Below are 14,470 nucleotides of genomic sequence, written 5' to 3' on the forward strand. Positions count from 1 at the left end.
CAGAAGGGGAGCGCGAGCATGAACAAAAAGACTCGCCCTGCTTACTTGGGGGTACTGCTGGGAGTGGCGCTGATCGGCATGGGGGTGGCCTACGAGAAGCTCTGGTGCGACCCGCGCGAGCTGTTGCAGGAGGCTGCCGACGCGCAGGGCCTGCACCGGCTCAGCCGCGACGGGGTGACCGTGGAATTCGAAGCCAAGGCCATGGACGGTGGCCAGCTGCGTGAAGGCAGCTTTGCCAACGTGCGGTTCAAGGTCAGCGACCAGAGCAGTGGCCAACCGTTGTCGGGGATGGCACCGGGGGCCTGGCTGGACCCGGCCCAGTCGGCTCCGGCAGGTGACCGCGACAGCAGCTGCAAGGCGCGCGTGGCGCTGTTTCTCAAGAGCAGCATCGGTGCCCGGCCATTGCTGGACCTGAACAGCTACTTTCTCTTGGTGCTGAACAAGGACCCCAGCCTGACGGTGATCGACCCCACCGTGTCGGTGGGCGGGGTCACCAGCACCTTGGCGCGTATCGACCTGCCAGGCCGGCCGATGGATTGGGCGGCCACGGGCGATGACAAGCAGGTGTTCGTGTCCATGCCCGAGCGTGGCCAGGTGGCGGTGATCGACACCGAAACCTTCCGCCGCGTGGCGACCCTGGAGGCCGGCGCCCAGCCGTTGCGGGTTGCCCTGCAGCCCGACCAGCGCCTGCTCTGGGTAGGCAACAACAGTGATGATCCGGCCAAGGGCGGGGTAACCGTGATCGATGTGCACAGCCGTAGCATGCTCAAGTCGTTCGCCACCGGCTCCGGGCATCATGAGATCGCCTTCAGCAGTGATTCGCGCTATGCCTTCGTCACCAATCGCGATGGCGGCACGCTGAGCATCATCGATGCTGCCGAGATGCGCCTGGTAAAAACCCTCGACGTGGGCCCGCACCCGTTGTCGGTGGCCTATTCGCCGCTGTCCCAGGCGGTCTATGTGGCCGATGGCGAGGAGGGGACGGTGCGCGTCATCGACGCACGCAGTCATCAGCTGCGCCACACGGTCAAGGCAGAGCAGGGGCTGGGGCCGATGCGCTTTAGCAACGATGGCCGCTACGGCATCGTGCTCAACACCCTGGAAAGCCAGGCCTTGGTGATCGATGCCAGTACCGACACGCTGATCCACCGCATTGCGGTGGCGGCCGAACCGTACCAGCTGACCTTCACCAAGGGCTACGCCTACGTGCGTGGGCTGTCGTCGCCGAAGGTCAGCATGATCAACCTGGGCAGCCTGGGCGAGGGCCGCCAGCCCATCGTCCAAGGCTTCGAGGCCGGCCCCGCCGCGCCGCGCCAGGCCGGTGACTTGCCCTTGGCCCAAGGCCTGTCGGTGGCCCGCGACAACAACTCGGTGTTCGTGGTCAACCCGGTGGACAACACCACTTACTTCTACGCCGAGGGGATGAACGCGCCGATGTCCGGCTACAACAACCGCGGGCATCAGGCGCGGGCCGCGATCGTCATCGACCGCAGCCTGCGCGAGCTGGCCCCAGGTGTTTACGGCTCGACCGTGAAGATGCCGGCGGCGGGCAAGTTCGACGTGGCCTTTCTGCTCAACCAGCCGCAAATCATCCACTGCTTCAGCACCGATATCGCCGTGGCGCCTGAGGCGGCCAAGCGCAAGGGCGCTCACGCCGAGTTCATCGGCAATGATCAGCCGGCCTTGCAAAACAGCCCCTTCGTTGCCCGCGTGCGTATCCTCGGTGACGACGGCCAGCCACGCCTGGGCCTGCGCGACTTGAGCCTGCGCTACTTCCTGGCGCCGTCGTCGCTGCCGCGCAGCTTGCCCCTGACCGAGGTGGGTGAGGGGGTCTACCAAGCCTCGCTGGAGTTGGCCGAAGCCGGTGCCTGGTACCTGCACGTGCAGTCGCCATCACTGGGCCGCACGTTTGCCGAAGAGAACTACACCAGCCTGCGCGTCCTGCCGGCCGCAGCGTCTACCGCTTCCCAAGGGGAACCCAGGAGTGTGCGATGAACTGCCCAAGCAAACTGCTCGCCCTGAGCCTGCTGCTCGCCAGTAACCTGACCTGGGCGCATGCCGGTCATGATCACAGTGGGCATGCCCCGCAACCGCCAGCGGCGCGCCAGGAAAAGGCCAGCGTCAGCTTTGCCGACGTCGCCCTGCAGGACCAGGACGGCATGCCGGTACGTCTGGAAAAGGACCTGGTGGGCGATCACCTGGTGGTCATGGGCTTTATCTACACCAGCTGCACCACCGTGTGCCCGGTGGTGTCGTCGATCATGTCCAAGGTCCAGGCGCAGATGGGCGGGCGGGTTGGCGAGGAGATCCAGCTGGTGTCGATCAGCGTCGACCCGCAGCGCGACGATGCCAAGCGCCTGGCCAGCTACGCCAAGGCGTTTCAGCAGGGGCCGGGCTGGAGTTGGCTGACCGGCTCACCCTATGCCATCACCCAGACCTTGAAGGGCCTGGGCAGCTTCAGCGCCGACCTGACCCAGCACCCACCGATGATCATCGTCGGTGATGGTCGCAGCGGCCACTGGACTCGCTACTACGGCTTCACCGATCCGGCCGTGCTGGTCGCCGAGATCAACCGCCTCAGCGCCCGCCGTGTGCACGCCAAGAGCACTGCGATCGCCGCAACCCCAGACCCTGCCGCCCAGGAGGCACAACCATGAGCAGTCTTACCAGCCGCCGAAGCGGCATGCGTGGTCTCGACTGGCTGACCCTGATCGGCTGCCTGTGGATCCTCAGCAGCGTCGCCTTGGCCCACGGGGGCCATGCGCCGACAGCCCCCGCGCCGCAACCGGCATCGCCGACCATCAGCAGCGGTGGCGGCACCCGCGATGCCCAGGCCTGGTTCACCGATACCGTGCTCAAGGACCAGAACGGCCGCGAGCTGCGCTTCTACAGCGATGTGCTCAAGGACAAGGTGGTGATGCTCAATGTGATCTTCACCCACTGCAACGATGCCTGTCCGTTGATTACCCGCAAGTTGCGTGAAGTACGCGAGGCCATGGGCAGCGAACTGGCCAGCCAGGTGACCTTCATCTCGGTCAGCAGTGATCCGCTCAACGATACCCCCGCAGTGCTCAAGGCGTTTGCCGAAAAACAAGGCGTGGATGGCCCCAACTGGCTGTTCCTGACCGGTGACAAGGCCAATGTCGACCTGGTGCTGGGGCGCCTTGGGCAGTTCTTGCCCAGCCCAGAGCAGCACTCAACTCAATTGATCGCTGGCGATGTGGCGAGCAAACGCTGGAGCAAGATCCGCCCCGACGCGCCGCCTGCGGCCATCGCCCAGCGCATGCAGCTGCTCACCCAACCGCTGGCCGGCCGGTGAGCGCCGTGGGCCGGCTGCTGGCACTGTGGCTGGGGCTGTCGCTGTGCAGCACAGCCCTGGCCCTGGACTTGACCGCGCAGGAACAGGCGGGCAAGCGCCTGTATCGCCAGGGCCTTGCCAGTGGCGACGCCCAGGTGGTCGCCCGGGTCGGTGTCAGTGACATGAGCGTGCCGGCCAGCGTGCTGCCCTGTGCAAGTTGTCATGGTAACGATGGCAAGGGCCGCGCCGAAGGCGGTGTGCGCCCGCCAAGCCTGGATTGGCAGCGCCTGAGCGTCGGCGCCGGTGAGCGCCAGGCCAATGGCCGCAGTTACCCGGCCTACGACGCATCAGCCCTGGCCCGGGCGGTGCAGCAGGGCATCGACCCGGCTGGCAATCGGCTCGATCCGGCGATGCCGCGCTTTGTCCTGAGCCAGGCCGATCAACGCAATCTCACCGCTTATCTCAAGCGCCTGGGCGAGGAGCGTGATCCGGGCGTGGAGGACAGCGTATTGCGCCTGGGCACCTTGTTGCCTGCTGCCGGGCCCTTGGCTGAGGCGGGCAGGGTGGTGCGGGCCGTGCTCGACGACGGGCTGGAGCAGCTCAACCAGCAAGGCGGGATCAATGGCCGGCGTTTGCAACTGGTGGTGCTGGATCCGGGTGCAGACCCAGACAGCGCCAGCCGCGCCTTGGACCGCTTGCTGGACGAGGAGGGGGTATTCGCCGTGGTTTCGCCGCTGGTGCCGATGCTCGATGAACGTCTGGCCGCCGCCCTCGAACAGCGTGGCGTGCCGCTGATCGGCAGTACTCCACGCAGCGGCCCCAGCCCGCAGATCTTCGACCCGATGCCGGGTCTGCTGGAGCAGTTGCTGAGCCTGGCGGTGCATGCTCGCGACGGTTTGGGCTTGCCTGCCGATGGCTTGCAGGTGGTCTACGCCGATGCCGAGCAGGCTGCTTTGGCCGAACAGTTGCGCCAGCGGCTGCAGCAGGCCGGTTGGAGTGTGCCCGCCGCGCAGGCGTTCACCGGGAAGGCGCCGGAGGCCCAGGGGGTGGTCTACCTGGGCCACGCGCACGGCTTTGGCCAACTGACCCAGGCGCTCAACGCCGCTGGACGAGAGCCGCTGTTGTTCGCTGCCGCCAGCCAGGTCGCCGGGAGCTTGCCGAACCTTGCGCCGCAGTGGTCGCAGCGGGTGTTCCTGGCCTATCCGTTCGTCCCCGGCGATTGGACCGAGCAGGGCCGCGCCCGGCTGGCAGGCCTGCACCAGCGCCAGGGCCTGGATGCGCGCCAGGCCTCATTGCAGGTCAACACCCTGTGCGCCTTGCGCCTGCTCAGCGAGGCACTCAAGCAGATTGGCCGCGACGCCAGCCGCGAACAATTGGTGCGCGCCCTCGAAAGCCTGCATGACATCGACACCGGCCTGACCCCGGCCTTGAGCTTCGGCCCGGGCCGGCGCCAGGGCATGGCCGGGGCCCATGTGGTGGCGGTAGCCCTGCCTGGGCCGCGCTTTGCCGAAGTTGCGCCGTACCGGCCGCTGCCGGACACCCCTTGAACGGAGGTTGCCATGCGTATCGTCTTGCTGTGCCTGTTGCTGGGGATCACCCCGATCAGCTGGGCCGACCTTGCCGCCGCGCGGGTCAATGGCGTTGAGATCAGCGTCATGCGCCTGGAGCGCTATTTCAGCGAGTACCTGCAGGCGCAGGGGCGGGCGCTGAGCAGTATCCGCAACCCCAACCTGTACAAGCGCCTGCGCGACCAGGCCCTGGATGAGCTGATCGACAAGGAGCTGCTCTGGCAGGAGGCGCAGCGGCGCGGCATCGTCGTCAGCGACGAACAGGTTTCGGCGCACATCGGCCAACTGGAACAGGCCTTCGGCAGTCCAGTGATATTCGAGCGGCGGCTGAGCGAGGCGGGCTTTAATCGGGCAGAGTTTGCCGACTACACTCGTCACGAAATGGCTGCCCAGCGCGTCTACGCGCAGCTGAGCGCGGTAGCGGCGCCGTCCGAGGCTGACGTCCAGGCTTTCTACCAGGCCAATCGAGAAAGACTGCAAGGAGCGCAGAACCAAAGTGATAACACTTCTGTCATACCCGAACAGAGCCTGCAGATGGCCAGGCTCGCGCTCGCCGAACAGCTCAGCGCCCAGGCGCGGCAAACGGTACGCCAACGTTTGCGTGAATCGGCCCACGTCGAGCGCGCAGACTGATACGCTCTGGCAGAGATTTCCCCAAGTGTGGGGACATATCTCTGGGCAAAGTGCCATCAAGCTCCCCGGTTGTGGGGAACTGGGTGCTCGGGTTTTTTCTGGGTATCTGGATGGCTAAGTAAAATCAAAGACTTACAGTGGTGCAACATGACCTTTCATGCCTGGCACGAAGCCTGCTCAAGCCTCTTCAAGGCCGCACTTCGCAGACCGGGAAACCGGGTAGTTCTTGGGAGTCGACCTTGGTGAACAGAGTATTGGTAGTCGATGACGAGCAGACCCTCGCGCTGAACTTGCAGGCGTATCTGCAAGCGCAAGGCCTGGAAGTTGATGTTGCCCACGACGGTTTCAGCGGTATTGAGCAGGCTGAGAAGCTCAAACCCGATGTGATCGTGCTGGATTACCGCTTGCCCGACATGGAGGGGTTTCAGGTTCTGGAGACCGTGCGCAAGAACAGGCAGTGCCATTTCGTGCTGATCACCGCCCACCCGACCGCCGAGGTCCGTGAGCGGGCCGCCGAACTCGGCGTCACCCATGTCCTGTTCAAGCCGTTCCCCTTGGTGGAACTGGCCCGCGCAGTCTCCGACCTGACCGGGGTAGAGCGCCAGCGCAGGGCAAGCGACAACCCGGCCGAAGGTTTCGTCGAACGACGCCAGAACAGGAACGATACGTTCCCCATGCAGTTGTTCGATGGAAGCTGGGTACTGGCCGACCGCCGCCGTCATGGCGCACGACCTCCTGGACCTGACGACGACCAACTGCTCACCGGGGAATAGCGGCGCCCGCGGCCACCCCGGTCCCCACCGAGCCAACCTGCGACGCGCCCTTGAGCGGAGTCGCAGGCCATGTCCGATGTACTTGAGCAGAGCCCACCCGAGCATCCAGATCCGGCGCTGCAGATCGCCAGCTTCCCCCGCGAACTGCTCGCCCAGGCCCGCCTGGCAGCCGGTGAAGAACGCCTGCTGAACTGCCTGCAACGTCTGAGCAACGATGCCCCGGCCACCTTCACCCAGCGCCTGGCCCACACCCTGCATTACCCGCTTCTGGACAGCCCCAGCCTGTTCGCCTGCACCCCGGTGTTCGAGCGGGTCAGCCTGGCCCAGTGCCTGAAGCACGAGTTCGTACTGGTCCAACAGGCAGGCGAACTGATCGGCGTGTTCGCCGACCCCTTCGATCATGCCCGCCTGGCCTGGATCGACGATAACCTGCAAGGCGCCGCCTTGTACCTGGTCCACGCCGCTGACCTGGCAGCGTTTCTGGCCCGCCACGAGGAAAGCTTCCACGCCGTCGACGCCATGGACCAGGACGGCGAACCCGGCAGCGAGGCCGACCCGCTGCAACGGCTGTCGCTGACCAGCATTAGCGAAGACCAGAGCCGGGTGGTCAAGCTGGTCAACTCGACCCTCTACGATGCCCTCAAGCAACATGCCAGCGACATCCACCTGGGCATGACCGGCCAGGGCCTGACCATCAAGTACCGCATCGACGGCGTGCTCAACTGCGCCGGTAAAGCCAGTGGCAGCGCCTTTGCCGAGCAGGTGATCTCGCGCATCAAGGTCATGGCCGAACTGGACATCGGTGAAAAGCGCGTACCCCAGGACGGCCGCTTCAAGGTGGCGGTGGGCGAGCGGCAGATCGACTTCCGCGTCTCGATCATGCCCAGCATCTTCGGTGAAGACGCGGTGCTGCGGGTGCTCGACAAACAAGACCTGTCGGACAAGGTCAGCGGTGTGCAGCTGCAAGCCCTGGGCTTTCAGGAGCAGACCCTGCGTGCGCTGCGCCGGCTGGCCAGCGAGCCCTACGGGATGATCCTGGTCACCGGCCCCACCGGCAGCGGCAAGACCACCACCCTCTACGCGATGATCAGCGAGATCAACCATGGCGTAGACAAGATCATCACCATCGAAGACCCGGTCGAGTACCAGTTGCCGGGGGTGTTGCAGATTCCAGTCAACGAGAAAAAAGGCCTGACCTTCGCCCGCGGCCTGCGCTCGATCCTGCGCCATGACCCGGACAAGATCCTGGTCGGCGAGATCCGCGACCCCGACACCGCCCAGATCGCCGTGCAGTCGGCGCTCACCGGGCACCTGGTGTTCACCACCATCCACGCCAACAACGTGTTCGATGTGATCGGCCGCTTCAGCCAGATGCAGGTCGACCCCTACAGCTTCGTCTCCGCGCTCAACGCTGTGCTCGCCCAGCGCCTGATTCGCCTGGCCTGCCCGCACTGCGCAGTGGCTTGCGAGCCGGACGATGAGCTGCTGGCAGTCTCCGGGCTTAGTCGCGAGGCGGTCAGCGGGTGGCACTTCGTTCGCGCCCAAGGCTGCGGCCAGTGCCGCGGCAGTGGCTATCGCGGCCGCAACGCGATTGCCGAGTTGCTGCACCTGGATGACGACCTGCGCCAGATGATCGTCGAGCGCCGCCCGCTGGCGCAGATCAAGGCATTGGCTTGCCAACGCGGCCTGCGCCTGCTGCGCGCATCCGCCCTGGACCTGGTCCGCGAGGGCCGTACCACGCTTGAGGAGATCAACCGTGTCACATTTATCGCCTGATCGCTATTGCGCCGTACTCGGCGCCGAGGGTGTCGGCCTGGGTCGCTGGCACGCCAACCAACATCAATGGCTGGGCAGCTGCGGCTTTACCTGCGATGCCACGCAGCCGGCCTGGGCACCTGCCGTGCAAGCGCTGGACGCGCTGCTCAGCGAGCACGCGCTGGCCGGTGCGCAGCTGCGGGTACTGCTGTCGGCGCGCTACAGCCGCTTCTGCCTGGTGCCCTGGAGCGATGCCATCGGCCACCCCCGCGAACTCGATGCCTACGCCCGGGCGTGCTTCGAGAACCTCTACGGGCAGTCGCTGGATGACTGGCGCATCGTCCTCTCGCCCGAAGCTGCCGGCGCTGCGCGGATCGCCACGGCCCTGCCGCAAGCACTGATGCAAGGGCTGCAAGCCTTGGCCAAGGAGCGCCGGCTGGGCCTGCGCTCGGTGCAACCCTACCTGATGGCCGCTTACAACCATTGCAGCGCCCAGCTGGAGCAGGGCGACTTCCTGTTCGTCCTCGCCGAGCCCCGGCGCAGTGTGCTGTTGCTGGCCGCTGGCGGCGCCTGGCAGCAAGTCCTGGCCCAAGGCTGCGCCGACACTGACCAGGCCCTGCAAGCGCTGATCGAACGCACCTGCGAGCTGTACGGCGAGCATCTGCCACGCATCTACCTGCATGCCCCAGGGCGCAGCGATGTACCACAGCTGGCCGCCGTGCAGCTGTGCCAGAGCGCAGGCGACAGCGACCCGCTGTGCGCCATGTGGCGGGCGGTGGCCTGAGATGCGCCGCCTCGATCTGGAATTCCAACCCCGGCGCAGCAGCGCGTTGGCCTGGTCGCTGCTGGCCTTGGGCAGCGCAGTGCTGGCGCTGCTGTTGCTGGTGCAGCAGCAGTTGCAGAGCGAGCAAGTCGACCTGGAGGCACGGGTGCACAGCCTTGAGCTCAAGCTTGGCCGCCGACCCGCTACCGCCGCACCGCTGAGCAGCGCCGCCAGCCGCGAACAGGCCGAGCAACTGGCGCAGATGCGCAACGTCTCGCAGCAGCTGCAACGGCCGTGGGAGCAACTGTTCGCGATGCTCGAAGCGATGCCGCAGCAAGACGTCGCGCTATTGACCATCACCCCGGACGCGCGCAAGGGCCAGGTGCGCATCGCCGCCGAAGCGCGCGACCTGGAAGCGATGCTGCAGTACCACCAGCGCCTGGAACGCAGCGCCGAGCTGCGCGATGTGTCGCTGCTCAACCACGAAGTGGTCGCCGGCCAGCCTGAGCACCCGGTGCGCTTCAACCTCACCGCCACCTGGGAGATCGGCCATGCGCGTCCCTAGCCTGATCCTGCATGAACAGGCGCGCCGCCTCGGTCGCGCTGGCCTCGGCGCGCTGCTGGTCAGTGGCGTTGCCCTGGTGTTCGGTGTGGCCAGCGTACTGCCGCAGTGGCAAGCGGTGCGCGAACTGCGCGCCAACGAAGCCGACGCCAGCGTGCAGGTCCAGCGTTTGCAGCGTGGCGAGCTGAAAATTGCCGTCAAGCCCGAACAGCAGGCGCTGGACAGCCTGCGCCAGCAACTGCCAGGCCAACCCCAGGCCAGCGAGCTGATCGAGCGCTTGTACCGCCTGGCCAGTGCCGAGCGCATCAGCCTGGCGCGCGGCGAATACGCCCTGGGCGTCGACCCCAAGACGCAGCTGGCGCGCTACCAGATCGTCCTGCCGGTGCGCGGCAGCTACCCACAGATTCGCGGCTTTCTCCAGGCCCTGCTAGGGCAACTGCCGACCCTGGTGCTCGAAGACCTGGAACTGCAGCGCAAGCGCATCGGTGACAGCGAACTCAATGGTCGCCTGCGCATGACCCTTTACCTGTCGAGGTCGTCATGAACACCAAGCGCACGGCGATATGGATTGGCTTTCTTGGCCTGAGCGCGGCGTTGGCCTGGGCGCCTGGGCGCTGGTTTGGCCAGACCCAAGACAGCGTTGAACCCCTCGCCGGGCAAGCCCGCGCCCCCGTTGCCGAGCGGGCAACGGACCGGCGCGTGACGGCGAGCGTGCCTGGCGAAAAGGCCGCAGGCAAACCATCACGCGATCTGTTCCCGGTACAGCGCTGGAGTGCAGCGCCAACTCTGGCCACGGTCACCGAGCAACCGGCGCTGCCCACCCCGGTCGCTGCCGCCGCCCCCACGGCGCCCATGCTGCCGTTCCAGTTCATCGGTCGCATCGGCGATCGCGACGACTTGCAGATCTTTCTGCAGAGCGGCGAAAAGCTCTACGTCGTGCGCCAAGGCGACGTGATTGACGACACCTACCGCCTCGATCACGTCTCGGCCACTGAGCTGAGCCTGGTCTACCTGCCACTGCACCAGCCACAGACCCTGTCTGTCGGGAGCGCACCATGAAGCCTTCGAAGTTGTGCAAGCCTGCTCCATTCCTGCTCCTGGCGCTGTGCGTGGCGATGGCCGGGTGCGGCTCCAGCGCGGTGCGTAAAGACAGCGATGCGCTGTTCAAGGAGGGCCAGTACGAGGCCGGCATCGCTCGCCTGGAAGATGCCCTGCGCGAAGACCCGCGCGACACCGAGCTGAACATCGCCCTGGCCCATGGCCGCCAGGCAGCGGTCGAGGCCTTGCTGACCCAGGCCGACAGTGACCGCAGCCGCCATGACTTCGCTGGCGCCCGCATGGGTTACGGCCGGGTGCTGACCTTCGAGCCGAACAACCGCCGCGCCCAGGAAGGCATTCGCCAGATCGAGCTGATGCGCACCCTCGAAGACCGCATCGCCCTCGGCCAGGCCTCGCTGCGCCAGGGCGACCTGTTCGGTGCCGAGCGTATCGTGCGTGACGTGCTACGCCTGGATCCGCAAAACCAGAAGGGCATCATGCTGCGTAGCGATATCGAGAACGTCCAGGCGCGCACTGCGCAGCCGTTCCCGCAACTGCGCAGCAAGCTGGAACGGCCGGTGACCCTGGAGTTTCGTGACGCTAACCTCAAGACCATCTTCGAGGTCCTGGCCCAGGTCGCCGGGATCAACTTCATCTTCGACAAAGACCTGCGTCCGGAAATGAAAGCCACTATCTTCGTGCGCGATGTGCGCATCGAGGATGCCGTGGCCCTGCTGCTCGAGCAGAACCAGCTGCACCAGAAGATCGTCAACGACAACACCCTGCTGATCTACCCCGACTCGCCGCAAAAGACCAAGGACTACCAGGAACTGGTCATGCGCACCTTCTACCTGACCAGCATCGATGCCAACACCGCGATGAACATGGTCAAGACCATGCTCAAGACGCGCGACGTGTTCGTTGACGAGCGGCTCAATACCCTGACCATGCGCGACACGCCCGACGCCGTGCGCATGGCCGAGAAACTGCTGCAATCGCAGGATCAGTCCAACCCTGAAGTGGTGCTGGAAGTCGAAGTGATGGAAGTGGCCCGCTCGCGGATCCTCGACCTGGGCCTGCAATGGCCGAACACCTTCGGCCTGCTTACCAGTGAAGGTAAATCGGTCAGCGTGCTCGACCAGCTGCGCGGGATCGACTCCAGCCGCATCAGCATCGCCCCGGCGCCGCAAGCCAAGATCAACGCCCAGGACAAAGACATCAACACCCTGGCCAGCCCAGTGATTCGGGTCAGCAACCGCGAGCAGGCGCGCATTCACATCGGCCAGCGGGTGCCGATCATCAGCGCCACGTCGGTGCCGTCGACCCAAGGCCCAGTGATCACCGAGAGCATCACCTACCTGGACGTCGGCTTGAAGCTCGAAGTGCAGCCCACCGTGCACCTGAACAACGAAGTGGCAATCAAAGTGGCGCTGGAAGTGAGCAATGCCACGCCGCTTGAGGCCACCCGCCAAGGCACCATTCCGGTCCAGGTCGACACCCGCAACGCGCAGACCAGCCTGCGCCTGCACGACGGCGAAACCCAGGTGCTGGCCGGCCTGGTGCGTAACGACCACAACGCCAGCGGCAACAAGATCCCCGGGCTTGGCGATATCCCCGGCCTGGGTAGGTTGTTCGGCAGCAACAAGGACGACATGACCAAGTCCGAGCTGGTCTTGGCGATCACCCCACGGATCGTGCGCAACCTGCCGTACCAGAGCCCCTCGGACATGGAGTTCGCCACCGGCACCGAGTCGAGCCTGCAAGTGCGGCAACTGGCCCAGCCGCTACCGGCCAGCGCCTTGCCTAGCGATGCACCGGGCGATGCGCCCGCCGAGGCGCCCTTGGTCAATGGCCAAATGGCCGTGGTCCCAGCCAACCGGACTGTCCAGCCATGAAACGCCAAGCCCGTGGCTTCAGCCTGATCGAGGTGGTGCTGACCCTGGCCCTGCTCGGCATGCTCGCCGCCATGGCCGCACCACTGACCGAGACCGTGGTACGGCGCGGCAAGGAGCAACAGCTGCGCGAAGCGCTGTACCAGATTCGCGATGCCATCGATGCCTACAAGCGTGCGTTCGACGCCGGTTACATCGAAAAGCGCCTCAATGCCAGCGGCTATCCGCCCAACCTGCAAGTGCTGGTCGATGGCGTGCGCGATGTGCGCAGCGCCAAGGGCGCCAAGTTCTACTTCCTGCGGCGCATCCCACATGACCCGCTGTTGGCGGTCAAGGACGACGACCAGGGAGGCTGGGGCCTGCGTGCCTACGACAGCAGCGCCGACAACCCACGCGATGGCGAAGACGTCTTCGACGTGTATTCCAAGGCCCGTGGCAAGGGCCTCAACAGCATCCCCTACGGGCAATGGTGACGGCCATGAAACGCAGCCAAGGCTTCACCCTGATCGAGTTGCTGGTAGTGATGGCGATCATCGCCACCCTGATGACCATCGCCATGCCGCGCTATTTCAACAGCCTGGATGCCTCGCGCGAGGCCACCTTGCGCCAGAGCCTGGCGGTGTTGCGCGAATCGCTCGACCACTACTACGGCGACACCGGCCGCTACCCCGAATCGCTCGAGCAACTGGTCGAGCAGCGCTATCTGCGCAACACCCCAGTCGATCCGATCACCGAGCGCAGCGATGCCTGGCAGCTGGTGCCACCACCAGAGGGCGTGCCCGGCGGCGTGGCGGACATCAAGAGCGGTGCAAGCGGGAGGGCGCGTGATGGCAGCCTCTATGCAGAGTGGTAAGGCCTGCGCCGGCTTCACCTACCTGGGCGTGCTGCTGCTGATCGCCATCAGCAGCATGGCCCTGGCCGCTACCGGCACCCTGTGGTCGACCAGCGCCCTGCGTGACCGTGAGCGGCAATTGCTCTGGGTTGGCGGCCAGTACGCCCAGGCCCTGCGCAGCTACTACCGCGCATCCCCGGGCCTGGCCCAGTACCCGCAAGATCTCAACGACTTGCTCGAAGACAACCGCTTCCCCACGGCCAAGCGGCACATCCGCAGGTTGTATCCCGACCCGATTGCCGTCGGCGAGGAGTGGGGCCTGCTGCGCTCGATCGACGGGCGCATCACCGGTGTGCACAGCCGCGCCGATGCCGCCCCGCTCAAACGCAGCGGCTTCGATGCCCAATGGTCGGCCTTCGAGGGCCTTGAACACTACAGCGATTGGCAGTTCGTTGCCGAGCAGGCCTTTGCCGAAGGTGGCAACGGCGAGCGTCGGCCCAGCGCCCAGGGAGATGCGCCATGAACCGCAGAACGTTCGTCCTGGCCTTGTGCCTGCTGCTCAACCACGGCGCGGCCAATGCCGGCCCCGAGGACGAGATGATGGGCTTTATCGTCGACAACACCATCTCGCACATCGGCCACGACTTCTACAACGCCTTCACCGAGCGCCTGCGCGCCACCAGCCGCCTGGACTTCAACCTGGTGGTGCGCGAACGCCCGGACGCCCGCTGGGGCAGCCTGGTGACAGTGGAGTTTGAAAGCGACGTGCTGTACCGGCGCTTCCTGCCCCCGAACACCACCCAACTTACCGACGAGGCCGTCGCGGCCGCCGACCTGGTCAAGCAGCAGATCATCCAACGCAAGTTGCAACGCCTGCTGCAGGACACCACCGATCTGGAGAGGGACGAGCTATGAGCAAGCACATTCCACAGCAGCTTCTACGCGGCCTCGCCGCCAGCCTGCTGGCTGGTGTCCTGGCCAGCCAGGCGCAGGCCACCGAGCTGGTCTACACCCCGGTCAACCCAGCGTTCGGTGGCAACCCGTTGAATGGCACCTGGCTGCTCAACAACGCCCAGGCGCAGAACGACTATGACGACCCCGACCTCAAGGATCGCACCTCGTTCGCCGGCACCTCGGCCCTGGAGCGGTTCACCAACCAACTGGAGTCGCGGATGCTCTCGCAGTTGCTCGACAACATCAGCAACGGCAACACCGGCAGCATGTCCACCGACACCTTCCTCATCGACGTCATCGACGATTCCGGGGCCTTGAGCATCAAGGTCACCGATCGGGCGACCGGTGAAGTTTCGATCATCGAGGTCAGCGGCCTGAACCCCTGAGAGGGACGGGACTAGC

Annotated in this window: 17 protein-coding genes; all 17 read left to right on the forward strand. The window is 65.7% G+C overall.

The window, feature by feature from the left end; all coding sequences use genetic code 11:
• The first annotated feature begins 18 nt into the window (after positions 1-18).
• Positions 19-1,995: a cytochrome D1 domain-containing protein gene (locus OIU19_RS08305; RefSeq protein WP_264234613.1), complete on the forward strand. Its 1,977-nt coding sequence runs from the start codon at positions 19-21 to the stop codon at positions 1,993-1,995.
• Positions 1,992-2,657: an SCO family protein gene (locus tag OIU19_RS08310; protein WP_264234614.1), complete on the forward strand. Its 666-nt coding sequence runs from the start codon at positions 1,992-1,994 to the stop codon at positions 2,655-2,657. The genes OIU19_RS08305 and OIU19_RS08310 overlap by 4 nt, the downstream gene beginning before the upstream one ends.
• A complete protein-coding gene (locus OIU19_RS08315) occupies positions 2,654-3,319 on the forward strand; it encodes an SCO family protein (RefSeq protein ID WP_264234615.1) in 666 nt (221 codons plus the stop codon). Before OIU19_RS08310 ends, OIU19_RS08315 begins: the two co-directional genes overlap by 4 nt.
• Positions 3,320-3,324: 5 nt before the next feature.
• A complete protein-coding gene (locus tag OIU19_RS08320; protein WP_264234616.1) occupies positions 3,325-4,845 on the forward strand; it encodes an ABC transporter substrate-binding protein in 1,521 nt (506 codons plus the stop codon).
• 12 nt (positions 4,846-4,857) lie between these two features.
• On the forward strand, positions 4,858-5,499 hold the full coding sequence (locus OIU19_RS08325; RefSeq protein ID WP_264234617.1) for a SurA N-terminal domain-containing protein: 642 nt from the start codon (positions 4,858-4,860) through the stop codon (positions 5,497-5,499).
• Positions 5,500-5,738: 239 nt separating this feature from the next.
• Positions 5,739-6,272 (forward strand): response regulator, encoded by a 534-nt coding sequence (locus OIU19_RS08330; RefSeq protein ID WP_264234618.1) that lies wholly within the window; start codon positions 5,739-5,741, stop codon positions 6,270-6,272.
• Between the two features lie 69 nt (positions 6,273-6,341).
• Positions 6,342-8,048 (forward strand): GspE/PulE family protein, encoded by a 1,707-nt coding sequence (locus tag OIU19_RS08335; RefSeq protein WP_264234619.1) that lies wholly within the window; start codon positions 6,342-6,344, stop codon positions 8,046-8,048.
• Entirely contained in the window at positions 8,029-8,811 is a 783-nt protein-coding gene (locus OIU19_RS08340) for a hypothetical protein (protein WP_264234620.1), read from the forward strand. Before OIU19_RS08335 ends, OIU19_RS08340 begins: the two co-directional genes overlap by 20 nt.
• Position 8,812: 1 nt before the next feature.
• Positions 8,813-9,355 (forward strand): PilN domain-containing protein, encoded by a 543-nt coding sequence (locus OIU19_RS08345; protein WP_264234621.1) that lies wholly within the window; start codon positions 8,813-8,815, stop codon positions 9,353-9,355.
• The gene (gene pilO, locus OIU19_RS08350) at positions 9,342-9,896 is read left to right on the forward strand and encodes a type 4a pilus biogenesis protein PilO (protein WP_264234622.1); all 555 of its coding nucleotides are present in this window, start codon (positions 9,342-9,344) and stop codon (positions 9,894-9,896) included. Before OIU19_RS08345 ends, pilO begins: the two co-directional genes overlap by 14 nt.
• Positions 9,893-10,411, forward strand: a complete 519-nt coding sequence (locus tag OIU19_RS08355; protein WP_264234623.1) for a hypothetical protein — start codon at positions 9,893-9,895, stop codon at positions 10,409-10,411. Before pilO ends, OIU19_RS08355 begins: the two co-directional genes overlap by 4 nt.
• The gene (locus OIU19_RS08360) at positions 10,408-12,285 is read left to right on the forward strand and encodes a secretin N-terminal domain-containing protein (protein WP_264234624.1); all 1,878 of its coding nucleotides are present in this window, start codon (positions 10,408-10,410) and stop codon (positions 12,283-12,285) included. Before OIU19_RS08355 ends, OIU19_RS08360 begins: the two co-directional genes overlap by 4 nt.
• Positions 12,282-12,755: a type II secretion system protein gene (locus tag OIU19_RS08365; protein WP_264234625.1), complete on the forward strand. Its 474-nt coding sequence runs from the start codon at positions 12,282-12,284 to the stop codon at positions 12,753-12,755. The genes OIU19_RS08360 and OIU19_RS08365 overlap by 4 nt, the downstream gene beginning before the upstream one ends.
• A gap of 5 nt (positions 12,756-12,760) precedes the next feature.
• Positions 12,761-13,135 (forward strand): type II secretion system protein, encoded by a 375-nt coding sequence (locus OIU19_RS08370; protein WP_264234626.1) that lies wholly within the window; start codon positions 12,761-12,763, stop codon positions 13,133-13,135.
• On the forward strand, positions 13,110-13,637 hold the full coding sequence (locus OIU19_RS08375) for a type II secretion system protein (RefSeq protein WP_264234627.1): 528 nt from the start codon (positions 13,110-13,112) through the stop codon (positions 13,635-13,637). Before OIU19_RS08370 ends, OIU19_RS08375 begins: the two co-directional genes overlap by 26 nt.
• The gene (gene csgE / locus OIU19_RS08380) at positions 13,634-14,029 is read left to right on the forward strand and encodes a curli production assembly/transport protein CsgE (protein WP_186553256.1); all 396 of its coding nucleotides are present in this window, start codon (positions 13,634-13,636) and stop codon (positions 14,027-14,029) included. Before OIU19_RS08375 ends, csgE begins: the two co-directional genes overlap by 4 nt.
• Positions 14,026-14,454 (forward strand): curli assembly protein CsgF, encoded by a 429-nt coding sequence (locus OIU19_RS08385; RefSeq protein ID WP_186553255.1) that lies wholly within the window; start codon positions 14,026-14,028, stop codon positions 14,452-14,454. Before csgE ends, OIU19_RS08385 begins: the two co-directional genes overlap by 4 nt.
• The last annotated feature ends 16 nt before the right edge of the window (positions 14,455-14,470 follow it).

This window comes from Pseudomonas sp. BT-42-2 (assembly GCF_025847435.2).
GTDB lineage: Bacteria > Pseudomonadota > Gammaproteobacteria > Pseudomonadales > Pseudomonadaceae > Aquipseudomonas > Aquipseudomonas urmiensis.

Excerpts from the sequence above, each read along its gene's own strand:
- OIU19_RS08305 (WP_264234613.1), top strand. The coding sequence starts at position 19 with ATGAACAAAAAGACTCGCCCTGCTTACTTGGGGGTACTGCTGGGAGTG.
- OIU19_RS08310 (WP_264234614.1), top strand. The coding sequence starts at position 1,992 with ATGAACTGCCCAAGCAAACTGCTCGCCCTGAGCCTGCTGCTCGCCAGT.
- OIU19_RS08315 (WP_264234615.1), top strand. The coding sequence starts at position 2,654 with ATGAGCAGTCTTACCAGCCGCCGAAGCGGCATGCGTGGTCTCGACTGG.
- OIU19_RS08325 (WP_264234617.1), top strand. The coding sequence starts at position 4,858 with ATGCGTATCGTCTTGCTGTGCCTGTTGCTGGGGATCACCCCGATCAGC.
- OIU19_RS08335 (WP_264234619.1), top strand. The coding sequence starts at position 6,342 with ATGTCCGATGTACTTGAGCAGAGCCCACCCGAGCATCCAGATCCGGCG.
- OIU19_RS08345 (WP_264234621.1), top strand. The coding sequence starts at position 8,813 with ATGCGCCGCCTCGATCTGGAATTCCAACCCCGGCGCAGCAGCGCGTTG.
- pilO (WP_264234622.1), top strand. The coding sequence starts at position 9,342 with ATGCGCGTCCCTAGCCTGATCCTGCATGAACAGGCGCGCCGCCTCGGT.
- OIU19_RS08355 (WP_264234623.1), top strand. The coding sequence starts at position 9,893 with ATGAACACCAAGCGCACGGCGATATGGATTGGCTTTCTTGGCCTGAGC.
- OIU19_RS08360 (WP_264234624.1), top strand. The coding sequence starts at position 10,408 with ATGAAGCCTTCGAAGTTGTGCAAGCCTGCTCCATTCCTGCTCCTGGCG.
- OIU19_RS08365 (WP_264234625.1), top strand. The coding sequence starts at position 12,282 with ATGAAACGCCAAGCCCGTGGCTTCAGCCTGATCGAGGTGGTGCTGACC.
- OIU19_RS08370 (WP_264234626.1), top strand. The coding sequence starts at position 12,761 with ATGAAACGCAGCCAAGGCTTCACCCTGATCGAGTTGCTGGTAGTGATG.
- OIU19_RS08375 (WP_264234627.1), top strand. The coding sequence starts at position 13,110 with ATGGCAGCCTCTATGCAGAGTGGTAAGGCCTGCGCCGGCTTCACCTAC.
- csgE (WP_186553256.1), top strand. The coding sequence starts at position 13,634 with ATGAACCGCAGAACGTTCGTCCTGGCCTTGTGCCTGCTGCTCAACCAC.
- OIU19_RS08385 (WP_186553255.1), top strand. The coding sequence starts at position 14,026 with ATGAGCAAGCACATTCCACAGCAGCTTCTACGCGGCCTCGCCGCCAGC.